Here is a 12,795-nt window from a genome sequence, read left to right as displayed (position 1 = left end):
GCGCCCGCGTCAGCCGCCGACCAGCGCGCGGTAGTCCCGCCGCGTGGCCGGCGCCACCGAATCCACCAGTTGCGCATAGGGGGTCTTGTGCCGTGCCAGCATGCGCGCCGAGGCAACCGCCCTGGAGCGGCAGTACCAATGGCAGGTGTGCTGCATGAGGAAGAGCTCGGCCGACATGATGTAGGCCTTGCGCTTGGGTGCCTGCTGCAGGCTGTTGGCTGCGGCATCGGCGATGCCGCGGGCGTGGATGGCGAGGGCGCGGCGCATGTCGAAGCTGCGCGCCGGGAACAGACGGTCGGCGAAGGGCAGGGCCAGCGGCAGCGTGCTCACGCGTGCCTCGGCGTCCCCGACCCGCGCGAAGTCGGCGACGAAACGCTGGAACTGGCCCACCAGCGTCTGCTCGGTGGTGTCGAGCAGCTTCCAGATCTGCTCGCGCCGTGCCGGGTCGTCCTCGCCGAGGCAGCGCAGGTAGCCCTCGGTCAGGTTCTCCATCAGCGTCTCGATCTGGTAGCGGCCCAGGTGGCCGGCCAGCAGCGCGATGCGCTTCTTCTGTTCGCGGGTCTTCTGCAGGTAGGCGGCGAGCAGGAGCAGGGCCGCCAGGGTGAGGATTTCCATGAAATGTTTCCGGGCCGCGATGCAGCAGCAGGGGAGTGTAGTGAGCGGGTGCAGCCCCTTCACCGCCACAGGTCGTCGAAGCCGCCGGGCGGCTCCAGCCGCTTGCCGCGCAGCACCAGGCGCAGCGGGCCCGGCATCACGCGGACGCGCTCGGGGTGCAGCGCATCGCCGGGGTAGGCGGTGGCGCGTTGGCCATCGATCTCGAAGGTCAGCGGCCGCACGACGCAGGGCGCGCGGCCTTCCGCCTCGGCCATCATCGCGTCGACGCTGGCGTGGCGCGCCAGGTGCGCGAGGCTCATGATCTGCGGTGCCGCCAGCGCGATCTCGCCCTGCCAGTAGCGCTCCAGTGCCGCGCGCGGACGCATCCAGGCGCTCAGCACGGCCTCGTGGTCGTCGTGCCGCGGCTCCTGGCCCTGCGGCGCGCGGGCGATGAAGAAGCGCGTGTCGAAGCGCTTGCCCGGCGAGTGCAGGGCGTTCAGCGGGGTGATCCAGCGCGACCAGGGCCGCATGGCACGGGTGGCCAGGCGCAGGCCGAGGCGGCCCAGCATGTCGTTGAAGGCCAGGTCCTGCGCGCCCAGGGCAGCGGCCTGCAGTGGGCCGGGGCCGTCGGGGCTCTCGGCGAGCAGCAGTCCGCACTCCTCGAAGACCTCGCGCACCGCGGCGACGTGGATCGCGGCTGCGGTGGCGGCGTCGATGTCCGCGTCGCCGAGCAGCGCGTGCAGACGCTCGGGCGACTCATCCAGGTGGGCCTGCGCATCGAGCTGCGCATCCGCCGCATCCACCTTGCCGCCGGGAAACACATAGGAGCCGCCATGCACGTCCGACAACGCATGGCGCTGGATCATCAGCACCTCGGGCCCGGCGGCGCTGTCGCGGCAGATGAGCACGGTGGCGGCGGGGCGGATGGGGATGGGCGGGACATCCGCCGGAACTTGCTGCATGGGAGGGATTTTCTCCCCGAAGGCCTGGGGATGAAACGCAACGCGCCGCACGGGCGGCGCGTTGCGACAACCGGGTGCGCCTCAGGCCCGCTTGAGGTCCGGATAGCGCACGTGCTCCACCAACTCCTGCGTCTCCTTCTTCGGCTCGCCGGTGAGCAGGCTGACGATGATGATCACCGCGACGCCGATCGGCACGCCGAACAGGCCCGCCGAGATCGGCTGGATGCCCCACCACAGCTCGATCGGGCTGGTCACGCCGAAGACGCTGCGCATCCACGGCTGGGTCGTCGCCATGTAGTAGAAGGTCACGCCCAGGCCGGCCATCATCCCCAGCGAGGCCCCCCAGCGATTGGCGCGCTTCCAGAAGATGCCGAGCACCAGTGCCGGGAAGAAGGCGGACGCCGCAAAGGAGAAGGCCGCCGACACCAGGAACAGGATGTCCGCCGGCTTCTGCGCCGCCACCCCCGCCGCACAGAGGGCCACCACCAGCAGCAGCGCCTTGGACAGCGCGACGCGGCGCGAGGTGGGCGCGTTCGGATCGATCATCTTGTAATAGAGGTCGTGCGACAACGCGTTGGCGATCGTGAGCAGCAGGCCGTCCGCGGTGGAAAGCGCCGCTGCCAGGCCGCCGGCGGCCACCATGCCGGAGATCACGTACGGCAGCCCGCCGATCTCGGGCGTGGCCAGCACGATGATGTCGCCGCCGATCTTCATCTCGCTGAGCTGGAAGATGCCGTCCTTGTTGATGTCCGACACGGACAGCAGCCCCGGATCGACCCTCGACCAGTTGGCAATCCAGGCCGGCAGCTCGTTGAAAGGCGTGCCCACGAGCACGTTGAAGACCTCGAACTTCACCAGCACCGCCAGCGCGGGCGCCGTGAAATAGAGCATGAAGATGAAGAACAGCGACCAGGCGACCGACTCCCGCGCTTCACGCACCGAGGGGGTGGTGTAGTAGCGCATCAGGATGTGCGGGAGGGCGGCCGTCCCGACCATCAGGCAGAAGATGAGGGCGAGGAAATTGCGCCTGGAGACATCGAAGGCCTGCCGGGCTGCGGGATCGCCGTTCGGGTCCCCCGCAAAGATCTGGGCGTGGTTCGGCATGCCGCCCAGCGGCCTGGCCCGCGTCTCGTTGGTCGTCTTCGCCGTGGTCCAGGCTTTTCGGGCCGCGGCCTCGTCCTTCGGCACCTCCGCCAGCGCCTTCGCGGCGGCATCGATCTCGTTCGCCGGCGCGTTGGCAGCGCGGAGATCGGCCAGCTTCTTTTCCGCCGCCGCCCGCTCGGTGGCGAGCGAGCCGGGCAGGCCTTTGAGCTTGGCGTCGAACTCTGCGGCCCTGGCCCTGAAGATGGCCGCGACCTCGAGCTCCTTGGGGTCGGCGCGCAGCTCGTCGCCACGCTTGGAAACCTTCTCGAGCTGATAGCCGTACACCGCCTGCGGGATCGGCACGCCCGTCTGCTTCACCGACAGCCAGATCACCGGGATGAGGTAGGCGATGATGAGGATGATGTACTGCGCGACCTGGGTCCAGGTGACCGCCCGCATGCCGCCGAGGAAGGAGCACAACAGGATGCCGGCCAGCCCCACGAAGATCCCGACCTCGAAGGCGAGCCCCGACAGTTGGGTGGTGATCAGGCCGACGCCGTAGATCTGGGCCACCACATAGGTGAAGGAGCACAGAATCGCGGCCACGATGCCGATGAAGCGCGGGAGGTTGCCTTCGTAGCGTGCGCCCAGGAAGTCGGGAATGGTGAACTGCCCGAACTTTCGCAGGTACGGCGCCAGCAGCAGCGCCACCAGGCAGTAGCCACCGGTCCATCCCATGATGAAGGCCAGGCCGCTGTAGCCGGTGAGGTAGAGCGTGCCGGCCATGCCGATGAAGGACGCCGCGCTCATCCAGTCGGCGCCGGTGGCCATGCCGTTGTAGATCGCCGGCACGCGCCGCCCCGCCACGTAGTACTCGGCCGCATCGGTGGTGCGGCTCATGATGCCGATGCCGGCATACAGCGCCACGGTGGCGAACAGGAAGATGAAGCCGATCCAGTTTCTGGGCAGGCCCGCCTGCTCCAGGATCGCCAGCAGGATGATGAAGCCGATGAAGCCGCCGGTGTACCAGCCGTACACCTTGTTCAGCTGCTTCTTGAACGCACGCTTGTCGGCGCGGCTTCCGGAGGCGCCGTGATCGAAGCTGACGTCGGCCATGTCAATCCTCCTCGGCCACGCCGTGTTCCTGGTCCAGGCGGTTCATGTAGCGCGCGTAGAACCAGATGATCAGCACGTAGACGATCAGCGCACCCTGGGCTCCGACCCAGAAGCTGAAGGGCCAGCCGAAGAAGCTGAAGCTCAGGTCGCGCGCGAAGTACCCGATCACGAAGGTCACGAAGAACCAGATCCCCAGCAGGATGGCGGTGATCCGGAGGTTCTTCTGCCAATAGTGGCGCTGTGTTTCCGTCAGTTGCATCGCAGGTTCTCCTTGTTGGCGCTCCGTTCTCGTTTGCTCCGCCGGGTTTTGTGACTCGGCGGTCCCAGCGGCGCTGCCTCGTGGGCAGAAGCCGCATTCACGACGCGAGACCGGTCTCGCGTTCCAGTTGCGCCGCGATCTTGGGCTCGAAGCCCTGGAGATGGCGGATGATCTTGCGGGCCTCTTCGGGCTGTCGGCGGTCCATGTGCACGCGGGCCAGCTGGTACCAGCCGTAGGGGCTCATGGGTTGCAGTTCGGTGTTGCGGCGCAGCGCCTCGGCCGCCTCTTCGTGGCGGCCCTGGCGAATCAGCGCGAGGCCCAGGCCGTACCAGGCCCGGTCGAGCTTGGGGTCCAGCGCCAAGGCTTGGCGGAACGCGGTCTCCGCCTCCTGGACCCGATCGGCCTCCGCGAGCAGGAACGCCAGGTTGAACCATGCGGCGGCGCCGTGTTCCGGATGAGCGTCCACCAGGCGCCGCGCGTCCTCGATGGCCGCATCGCGCCGGCCGGACTGCGCGCGCAGGAAGCTGCGGCTCGAGAGGGCGTAGGCATCGTCGGGCCAGCGCGCCAGCATCGCGTCGAAGACCGCCTCCGCCGATGCGGATCGTCCCAGCAACAGCAGGCCCATGGCATGCAGCTTGAGGCGCCAGTAGCTCATCGGCATGCCTGCACTCCCAGCTGCAGACACAGGTTGATCTTGGCGATGGTGGCCACCAGCCAGACCGACAGCATCGCCAGGAAAGCGGCGAGCGGGATATGCCGATCGAGCACGAAGCGAGGGGTGATGATGCGCACCGCCTTGACGACGGGGCTCGTCAGGATCTGCAGGAGGCGATACAGGAAATTGCCTTCGCGCTTGCTTCCGGCCAGCAGACCGAGCAGCCACTGGCCCACCATCGCCAGCAGGGCGATCTCGGCGATCAGCTTGATGGAAGTCGCGAGCAGCAGCACTTCACCTCCAGGGTTCGGCGCAATGTGCTTGATTCTTCCATGAAAGCTTACGAACTTCTTACAAATTCAGCGCATTGCTGACCCAGCCGCTCGGTGCTTACCCTCGGTTGCGCCGCAGCAGCGCGGGCGGAAGATGGTTCCAACGGGGCCTCAGCGAAGGGGGTGGTTCGATGAATGCCGCACGGACGATCCGTCGCCTGGGCTTTCGCAAGTGGTACGAGCGGGAGCTGCTTCAGAGCCACATGCATCTGGTCTTGCTGCTGCTGAGCACCCTCGGCCTGCTGGGCAGCGCGGAGGCCTACAGCCTGGGCCTGTCCATCGGGTCGCAGCTCGGCGTGCTGACCTGTGCCGTGGCGAGTGCGGCGATCGGCGTCTGGGCGCTGCGGCGCTACCTGTACCTGCTCGCCCATGCCGAATTCGTTGCCGACCAGGCCGTGTGCCGTGGCTGCGATACCTACGCGAAATGGGAGGTCGAGGAAAGCGCGGAGGACCCGGGCGGAGCGCGGCTGCGCGTGCGCTGCCGGCGCTGCGGGCACCGCTGGCTGATCGAGCCCTGAACGCCGCCCGCCCAGCGCAACTCAGAACTCGGCGCCCTCGACCAGGAAGCGCACGCGCCGCACCCCTTGCCATTCGTCCGCATCGAGCCGGAAGGCGATGACCACGCGCGGCGGCAGCGGCTCGGTGTGGCCGAACCAGATGCCGTCCACCGGCTGGCCCTTGTGCCGCAGCTTGAGCGCGAGATGCTTCTCGCCCACCAGCCGCTGCGAAATCACCTCCACTTCCTCGCTGAAGGTGGGCGGCGCGAAGCCCTGGCCCCAGACCTCGCGGTGCAGGGTATCGACCAGGTCGACGCGCAGGTATTCGGGCGCCAACGGGCCGTCGGTGTCCAGGCGGCGCATCAGCGACGCTGCATCGAGCCGCTCGGCCGCGACCTGCGCGAGCGCGCGCTCGAAGGTGTCGAAGTGCTCTTCGGCCACGGTGCAGCCGGCCGCCATGGCATGGCCGCCGAAGCGCAGCAGCACGCCCGGATGGCGCTTGGCCACCAGGTCCAGCGCGTCGCGCAAATGGAAGCCCGGGATCGAGCGGCCCGAGCCCTTGAGCTCGTGCTCCCTGCCCGGCGCGCCACTGGCGGCGAAGACGAAGGTGGGCCGGTGGTAGCGGTCCTTGATGCGCGAGGCCACGATTCCGACCACGCCTTCGTGGAAGTCGGCATCGAAGACGCTGATCGCGGCCGGCGGCGTTTCGCTGCCCTCATCGTCGAACAGCGACTCGGCCAGGAGCAGCGCCTGCTCGCGCATGCCGCCCTCGATGTCGCGCCGTTCGCGGTTGATGCCGTCGAGCATCCGCGCCAGCTCTTCGGCGCGGGCGCCGTCGTCGGTCGTCAGGCATTCGATGCCCAGCGTCATGTCGGCCAGGCGACCCGCGGCGTTGATGCGCGGCCCCAGCGCGAAGCCGAAGTCGAAGGTGGTTGCCACGGCCGCGTTGCGGCCCGCGGCCTTGAAGAGCGCGGCCACGCCGGCCGGCATGGCGCCGGCGCGGATGCGGCGCAGGCCCTGCGCGACCAGCCGGCGGTTGTTGGCATCCAGCCGCACCACGTCGGCCACGGTGCCGAGGGCGACGAGCGGCAGCAGGGTGTCGAGCTTCGGTTGCGTCGCCGGGTCGAACACGCCGCGCCTGCGCAGCTCCGAGCGCAGCGCCAGCAGCACATAGAACATAACGCCGACGCCGGCGATGCTCTTGCTGTCGAAGCCGCAGGCGGGCTGGTTGGGATTGACCAGCACGTCGGCCGCGGGCAGCGACGGGCCGGGCAGGTGGTGGTCGGTCACCAGCACCGCGAGTCCGCGCGCCTTGGCAGCGGCCACGCCCTCGACGCTGGCGATGCCGTTGTCCACGGTGATCAGCACGTCGGCGCCGGTGTCGGCCACCCGCTCGGCGATGGGCGGCGTGAGGCCATAGCCGTCCACCACGCGGTCGGGCACCAGGTAGCTCACATGCTTCGCGCCCAGCAGGCGCAGGCCGCGCAGCGCCACGGCGCAGGCGGTGGCGCCGTCGCAGTCGTAGTCGGCGACGATGCACAGGCGCTTGTCGTCGCGGATCGCATCGGCCAGCAGCAGCGCGGCCTCGCGCGCGCCGTGCAGGCCATCGGGCGCGAGCAGGCGGGCCAGGCCGTCGTCGAGCTCTTCCCGGGTTTGCACGCCGCGCGCGGCATAGAGGCGGGCCAGCAAGGGATGCACCCCGGCCTGCTCCAGCATCCAGGCACTGCGCGGGGGGATGGTGCGGGCGACGATCTTCATCACAGTGTCTCCAGCACGGCCGGCGCGCTCGCGCGCTGGAACAGCGAGCGGGCCCAGCCCGCGAGGCCGCGCTGCTGCACGCCGAAGCGCCGCGCTGCCCGGTCGCCGCACAGCGTGAGCGTCACGTCGGCGCCTGCGTTGTACGCGGCCAGCAGTTCGGCGACGGGCCCCTCGTCCAGCGCCGCCCAGGCCTGCGCCCAGGCCGCGCCGTCGTCGCGCAGGGCGGCCTCGCGCAGGTCATCGGCCACGCGCGGGCCGGCGTCCATCGTTGCGGGATCGGCGGGCAACTGCCCCGTGCCGCTGATCCAGAAGGAATTGATGGGCGGCACGCCGCGCGCGATGCGCTCGTCGTTGACGCGTTCGGTGTAAAGCAGCATCTGCATCTCGTTCTGCAGCCGGCGCAAGGGGCGGGCGCCCTCGGACAGCGGGGACCATTGGGCGATGGGATGGCCGACCGCGCGGTCGATCGATGCGGTGGCCAGCCCGTCGAACATGCGGCCCCGTGCCAGCCAGCGGCCCGGCGTGGCGCAGGCGTGCAGCGCGATGCCGTCCTCCTCGAAGTAAGGCCTGGCGACGGCCAGCAGGGCTTGGGACTCGGCCGCGTCGATGCGGATCGCGCCGGGGTCGCCCAGCACCACGTCGTCGATGCCCACCTGCCAATGGCACAGGGTGGCAACGCCCCAGCTCCCGGCCTCGCCGGCGCCGCCGTCGAGGCCGGCCCGGCGTGCTTCCAGCGCCGCCCAGGGAATCTGCCCATCGGGCGCCGCGATGCCGAGCGCCTCGGCCAGGGCGCGTTCGTGCGGGGGGGAGAGGGTGCTGTCGTCCTGCAGGTCTTCATGCACCGCCGACAGGCGGGAGAGCAGGGCTTCGAGCTTCGGCAGACGCAAGTCGTGCAGCGCCTTGCGGCATTCCGGCGTGCCGCGGCCGGCGAAGGGGATCAGGAGATGGGGGGACTCGGGGGCGGCAGGCATGGGGCCCTATTGTCTGCGCGTCCGGGCTGCGGGATTTCTGCCACCAGCGGCAGCACTCAGTGCCCAAGTGCGATCAACTCGATGAAACCATCTCGCTGCTGCTGCTGGCAGGAAGTGGCCCCGGGGTCAGAATTCATCAGATTTCATCTGCCCCCTTTCTCGCAGAATCGCGCCCGGCCATGTGGTCGAAGCCAGATTCAAGGGATGGAATGCACAAAAGAATTGCAGGGGTTGAGGAGGGGTGCAGCCGCGTTCCGCGCATTGGCGCACCGCCAGGACGTCCAGAGCGCTGACATGAGGGTCGATCCATCAGGGCGGCCTCCAGCCCCCGACCTTTCCTGGCCGACATCGCCGGTCATCGCTGGTGCGCTCCTTGCCAGCTCCGCTGTTCACCTGCTGCTGTTGATCCCGGCGCTCGTCACCCTGCAGATCTACGACCGGGTACTGACCAGCCGAAGCAGCGAAACCCTGCTCATGCTCCTGGCTGCCGCAGTGCTGTCCGTGGCGGCCTGGTGGATCGCCGACACGTCGCGCGTGCGCTGGCATGCGGCACGCGCGGCGAGGATGGATGCGCAGCTCACGCGCGCGCTGGTGCCGCTGATGCTCCACGTTCCCGCTTCGCAGGCAGACGCGACGGCCAGGCAGCTGTGGAGGGACATGGCATCGCTGCAGAAATTCGTCGGCGGCCCGGCGCTGCTGGCGGTCATCGATCTGCCCTGGTGCGTGGTTTACCTGCTCGTCATCGCGGCTTTTCATCCGCTGCTGGGCACCGTGGCGCTTGCCGGCGTGCTCCTGCTCATCGGCCTGGCCTCGCTCACCGAATGGCGATTGCGCGGCGCCGTGGCCTCGGCCGAGCAGGCCCACGTGCAGGCGCTGCGCAGAACCGGCGAAATCGCTGCCTTCGCCGAGGTCCTGCAGGCCCATGGCCAGCAAGACCAGGTGGGCGCCTCGCTGGCCGCCATCAAGGGCGAAGCATCGGGCGCGCAACTGGCCGCCGATCTTCCGGGTCACAGTCTCAAGGCCTCGAGCAAGCTGCTGCGCCAGGTATTGCAACTGGCCATGCTTGCCACCGGTGCGTGGCTGGTCCTCCAGGGCCAGGCCACGGGCGGCGTGATGATCGCGGGCAGCATTCTGCTGGGCAAGGCCCTGATGCCGCTGGAAGTGCTGATCAACGGCTGGAAGCAGCAGCTGGAAGCCCGAAACGCGCTGTTTCGGCTGCGCCATGCGCTGGCGTCCCGGGCTCATGCCGCCGGTCTCGTTCCGGAAACCGTACTGCCGCCCCGCAAGGGCGAGCTGCGTGTGACGCACCTGGGCATCAGGCCCTCGCCGGCCCACGCCGGCATCTTGCGCGACGTGACATTCGCATTGCCTGCAGGCGCGCTGCTTGCGGTACTTGGAGACAGCGGCAGCGGCAAGAGCACCCTGGCGCGCGTGCTCGCCGGCGTGCAGGCACCGAGCCACGGCGAGGTGGCGCTCGATGGCGCCGCCCTGCATCAATACGGTCCGCAGGCACGAGGCCGGGCCACCGGCTACCTGCCGCAGGATGTGCTGCTGCACAGCGGCAGCGTGGCCCACAACATCGCGCGCGTGTGGCAGCCGACCGCGGCGCTGACCGGCGAACAAAGCGATGCGGTGGTCGAGGCCGCGCAACGCGCCGGCGCCCATGAGCTGATCACCGCGCTTCCCAGAGGCTACGACACGCCTCTTGGCAGCGAGCCCGGCGCGCAGATGCTCTCGGGCGGCCAGCGCCAACGCATTGCGCTGGCGCGCGCGATCTATGCCACCCCGGGCGCCGGTGCGCCCAGCCTCGTGATCCTGGACGAACCCAACAGCCAGCTCGACGCCGAAGGCGAAGAGGCCCTGGAGCGCTGCCTGCACGGCTTGCGCCGGCAGGGGGCGACGGTTGTGGTGATCACGCACCGCCCGCACCTGATCGCCATGGCCAGCCATGTGCTGATGCTGGCCGGGGGCACGGTCGAGCAGTTCGGCCTGCGCGAGCACGTGCGGCAATGGATGATCAAGCGCAACCAGGCGATGCTGGCCAAGCAACGGGGCCGGGCATGAAAGCCGACCACGCCCCTTCGCCACCCTGGCAGCAGGAGATGCGCCGCGCTTGGCGTTACGGCCTGTGCGGCACCCTGCTCGGCGTGTTGGCGCTGAGCGCCTGGGCGGCCCTGGCGCCGCTGGCCGCTGCGGTGATCGCCGAGGGCACGGTCAAGTCAGCGGGCAATCGCAAGACGGTGCAGCACGCCGAGGGTGGCATCGTCGCCGCCATCCACGTGAAGGATGGTGATCGGGTCGTGCAGGGCCAGCCGCTCGTCACCCTGGCCGACGAGCGCGTGGCCGCTGGCGCGCAGGCGCTGCGCGAGCAGTGGATGGCGAGCATGCTCAAGCGGCAGCGGCTCGAAGCCGAGATCGCCGGCATTCCGTTCGCGCCGGACCTCGCGCTTCCTGACCCACGCCTCCCCGCCGGTGGCGAGACGAGCGACCTGTCGCAGTGGCGGGCGCTGGCCCAGCGCGAGCGGGGGCTGTTTGCCGCCCGCGCCCACCAGCAGGCCGAACAGACGCGCTGGCTGCGCGAGCAGTGGTCGCAGATCCAGCGCGAGACCGCGACCCAGGACCAACTGATCGCCACGACCGAGTCGGCCTTGAAGCTGGCCCAGCGCGACCTGGCCGCCAACCAACAGCTCAGGCTGGACGGGTTCATCAGCGAAGCCCGGTTGAGCGAGCTGCAGCGCATCGTGGCGGACTACCGCGCTCGGATGCAGACCGGCCAGAGCCAGTTGGCGCAGGCGCGTCAAAGGGAAGCGGAGACCCGTCTCAAGCTTGCGGCCCAGAAGACCGAATTTGCGCGTGCGGCGGCGGACGAACTGAAGGAGGCCTCCGCCCAACTGGCGCAGATCGAGCAGGCGCTGCGTCCAGCGCTCGATGCCCAGAGTCGGCAGCGGCTGGTGGCGCCGGTGGCCGGAGAGGTGGTGGACCTGAAGGCCCACACGGTGGGTGCCGCCATCGGGCCGCGCGAGCCGGTGATGGACATCGTGCCGGCCGGCTCGGCGCTGGTGATCGAGGCGCGCATCGCGCCGACCGACATCCGGGACGTGCAGCGCGTGCAAGCCGGCGCAGGCGTGGCGCACGTGATGCTCACCGCCTACCGCGCCCGCGCCACGCCGCAGGTCGAGGGACGGCTGACTTACGTGGGCGCCGATCGGCTGACCGATCCCCATTCGGCCAACCCGGCTGCGCCGTATTACGTGGCGCATGTGAGCGTGAGTGCCGAAGCGCTGCGGTCAGCCAGCAAGCTGGCCGGCCAGCCGCTGGTGCTGTCGCCCGGCATGCAGGCCGAGGTGTTCATTCCAACTGCGCAGCGCAGTGCGTGGCGCTATTTGTTCGATCCGGTGCTCGATGGGATTCGGCGCAGCATGCGGGAGCGGTGAGATGGACCTGCAGGAGCAGTCACTTCTTGATCAATGACAACCCAAAGGAGAAATGGAATGAAACGATGGCATGTCTGAAGCCGATTCACGAAATGCAGCGAAGAACACACGCGACAGAGGCTGCGGCTCTGCCGAGCAGCGAGTCTTCGGCGACTGCATGCAGGACGCTCCCCAGCAAGGAAGCCGCCGCGCCGCTTGCGAACCTATCGCCTGATGTTTCGGGTTGGCTCCCCATATGTCGACCAGGGAAGCATGAGGTGAGTTGGGCCGGGTGGTTCCGGATTTTGCGTGCGCTGATTGCTGGAGGGGCAGGTGCATTCGCATGCAATGTGTGGGCTCAATCGGTCACGGCGCCCGATTCCGGAACGGCGGCGGTGGAGCCCGCGACCTTCGAGGGCAGGCGCATCGCGACCGAACTTCCTGTCGAGCTCCAGCAATTGATCGATGCTGCGAGGCATCTGCATGAGAAGCCTGGGCTGATCCTGGACAGGGAATCGATCGAGAAGACATTGGGTGCGAGGCTGATCGTGTCGAGCCCGACGTTAAATAGCGAAGGCAATCGAATTCTGATCGAGCCGTTTGTCAAGGAGGGGCCACTGACGGGTACCTTCTGGAAAGGGCGCTTGGCCTATTTCGAATACAAGGCGTCCGATACCTGGAGCCTGACGGTCGAGTTGGGCTACGCGCACAGCCGCAGTGATCCCGGAATCATGTGTTATCCGTCCCGCCTGTTGGAGGCGTACTGGGGCAAGCCGTTTGTTTATCGGCCCATTGATGTGCATGAGCAACTGCGGGAGTGGACATTGCCACCGGGCTTACGGCCCACCGGACCACATGACGGGCGTCCTTATAGAGCGGAGTTTGGTGCCCCGCATCAGAACAGCGCAAACGTCACTTTTCATATCGGACGAGGTGGTTGCCTGTCGAGTATTCGAATGAGCAGGCTTTTCTATTTCAGGGAGTACAGCGATGACCACATCTACCACGAGTGATTCAATTTTCGACCCATAAGGCTTGCTGATGGAGCCAATCAAACTTCGCTACAGAATTTCGTGGAAGCCGCGACCAGCACGACTACGATCAGGACGGCAGCCAGGGCTGGCATGCCGTGGTGTCGCATTTCGATGCCTGGGG

The 12,795-nt window shown here is 68.5% G+C and carries 12 protein-coding genes; 4 read left to right on the top strand and 8 right to left on the bottom strand.

Annotated elements, in window-relative coordinates:
• Positions 1-9 precede the first annotated feature (9 nt).
• The 6 genes from AC3A6Y_RS27510 to AC3A6Y_RS27485 form a co-directional block, all read right to left on the bottom strand.
• Entirely contained in the window at positions 10-615 is a 606-nt protein-coding gene (locus AC3A6Y_RS27510; RefSeq protein WP_487871424.1) for a hypothetical protein, read from the bottom strand.
• Positions 616-674: 59 nt separating this feature from the next.
• Positions 675-1,556: an NUDIX hydrolase gene (locus tag AC3A6Y_RS27505; protein WP_487871423.1), complete on the bottom strand. Its 882-nt coding sequence runs from the start codon at positions 1,554-1,556 to the stop codon at positions 675-677.
• Positions 1,557-1,637: 81 nt separating this feature from the next.
• Positions 1,638-3,755 carry a VC_2705 family sodium/solute symporter gene (locus tag AC3A6Y_RS27500; RefSeq protein ID WP_487871422.1) on the bottom strand — a complete coding sequence of 706 codons (2,118 nt, stop codon included), beginning with the start codon at positions 3,753-3,755 and terminating at the stop codon, positions 1,638-1,640.
• A gap of 1 nt (position 3,756) precedes the next feature.
• Entirely contained in the window at positions 3,757-4,014 is a 258-nt protein-coding gene (locus AC3A6Y_RS27495) for a DUF4212 domain-containing protein (RefSeq protein ID WP_487871421.1), read from the bottom strand.
• 97 nt (positions 4,015-4,111) lie between these two features.
• The gene (locus AC3A6Y_RS27490; RefSeq protein ID WP_487871420.1) at positions 4,112-4,669 is read right to left on the bottom strand and encodes a tetratricopeptide repeat protein; all 558 of its coding nucleotides are present in this window, start codon (positions 4,667-4,669) and stop codon (positions 4,112-4,114) included.
• Entirely contained in the window at positions 4,666-4,962 is a 297-nt protein-coding gene (locus AC3A6Y_RS27485; RefSeq protein WP_487871419.1) for a hypothetical protein, read from the bottom strand. Before AC3A6Y_RS27485 ends, AC3A6Y_RS27490 begins: the two co-directional genes overlap by 4 nt.
• A gap of 170 nt (positions 4,963-5,132) precedes the next feature.
• On the opposite strand from AC3A6Y_RS27485, the gene AC3A6Y_RS27480 reads away from it, so the two are divergent.
• Positions 5,133-5,519: a hypothetical protein gene (locus AC3A6Y_RS27480; RefSeq protein WP_487871418.1), complete on the top strand. Its 387-nt coding sequence runs from the start codon at positions 5,133-5,135 to the stop codon at positions 5,517-5,519.
• Positions 5,520-5,540: 21 nt separating this feature from the next.
• On the opposite strand, the gene recJ is transcribed toward AC3A6Y_RS27480, so the two are convergent.
• Positions 5,541-7,256, bottom strand: a complete 1,716-nt coding sequence (gene recJ / locus AC3A6Y_RS27475; protein WP_487871417.1) for a single-stranded-DNA-specific exonuclease RecJ — start codon at positions 7,254-7,256, stop codon at positions 5,541-5,543.
• A complete protein-coding gene (locus AC3A6Y_RS27470; RefSeq protein ID WP_487871416.1) occupies positions 7,256-8,227 on the bottom strand; it encodes a hypothetical protein in 972 nt (323 codons plus the stop codon). Before AC3A6Y_RS27470 ends, recJ begins: the two co-directional genes overlap by 1 nt.
• 402 nt (positions 8,228-8,629) lie before the next feature.
• On the opposite strand from AC3A6Y_RS27470, the gene AC3A6Y_RS27465 reads away from it, so the two are divergent.
• From AC3A6Y_RS27465 to AC3A6Y_RS27455, 3 genes are read left to right on the top strand one after another with little or no spacing between them, the layout of a single operon-like run.
• Entirely contained in the window at positions 8,630-10,291 is a 1,662-nt protein-coding gene (locus AC3A6Y_RS27465) for a type I secretion system permease/ATPase (protein WP_487871415.1), read from the top strand.
• Complete coding sequence (locus tag AC3A6Y_RS27460; protein ID WP_487871414.1) at positions 10,288-11,661, top strand: HlyD family type I secretion periplasmic adaptor subunit; 1,374 nt, start codon at positions 10,288-10,290, stop codon at positions 11,659-11,661. The genes AC3A6Y_RS27465 and AC3A6Y_RS27460 overlap by 4 nt, the downstream gene beginning before the upstream one ends.
• A gap of 26 nt (positions 11,662-11,687) precedes the next feature.
• Complete coding sequence (locus AC3A6Y_RS27455; RefSeq protein WP_487871413.1) at positions 11,688-12,653, top strand: hypothetical protein; 966 nt, start codon at positions 11,688-11,690, stop codon at positions 12,651-12,653.
• Positions 12,654-12,795 lie beyond the last annotated feature (142 nt).

It is taken from the genome of Variovorax sp. Soil_C_17 (assembly GCF_057657265.1).
The sequence above is the reverse complement of the archived record's forward strand: the minus strand, read 5'-3'. Positions and strand labels throughout refer to the sequence as shown.

Coding starts and splice junctions, on each gene's coding strand:
- AC3A6Y_RS27470 (WP_487871416.1), bottom strand. CDS start 8,227: ATGCCTGCCGCCCCCGAGTCCCCCCATCTCCTGATCCCCTTCGCCGGC.
- AC3A6Y_RS27500 (WP_487871422.1), bottom strand. CDS start 3,755: ATGGCCGACGTCAGCTTCGATCACGGCGCCTCCGGAAGCCGCGCCGAC.
- AC3A6Y_RS27490 (WP_487871420.1), bottom strand. CDS start 4,669: ATGAGCTACTGGCGCCTCAAGCTGCATGCCATGGGCCTGCTGTTGCTG.
- recJ (WP_487871417.1), bottom strand. CDS start 7,256: ATGAAGATCGTCGCCCGCACCATCCCCCCGCGCAGTGCCTGGATGCTG.
- AC3A6Y_RS27505 (WP_487871423.1), bottom strand. CDS start 1,556: ATGCAGCAAGTTCCGGCGGATGTCCCGCCCATCCCCATCCGCCCCGCC.
- AC3A6Y_RS27510 (WP_487871424.1), bottom strand. CDS start 615: ATGGAAATCCTCACCCTGGCGGCCCTGCTCCTGCTCGCCGCCTACCTG.
- AC3A6Y_RS27495 (WP_487871421.1), bottom strand. CDS start 4,014: ATGCAACTGACGGAAACACAGCGCCACTATTGGCAGAAGAACCTCCGG.
- AC3A6Y_RS27480 (WP_487871418.1), top strand. CDS start 5,133: ATGAATGCCGCACGGACGATCCGTCGCCTGGGCTTTCGCAAGTGGTAC.
- AC3A6Y_RS27460 (WP_487871414.1), top strand. CDS start 10,288: ATGAAAGCCGACCACGCCCCTTCGCCACCCTGGCAGCAGGAGATGCGC.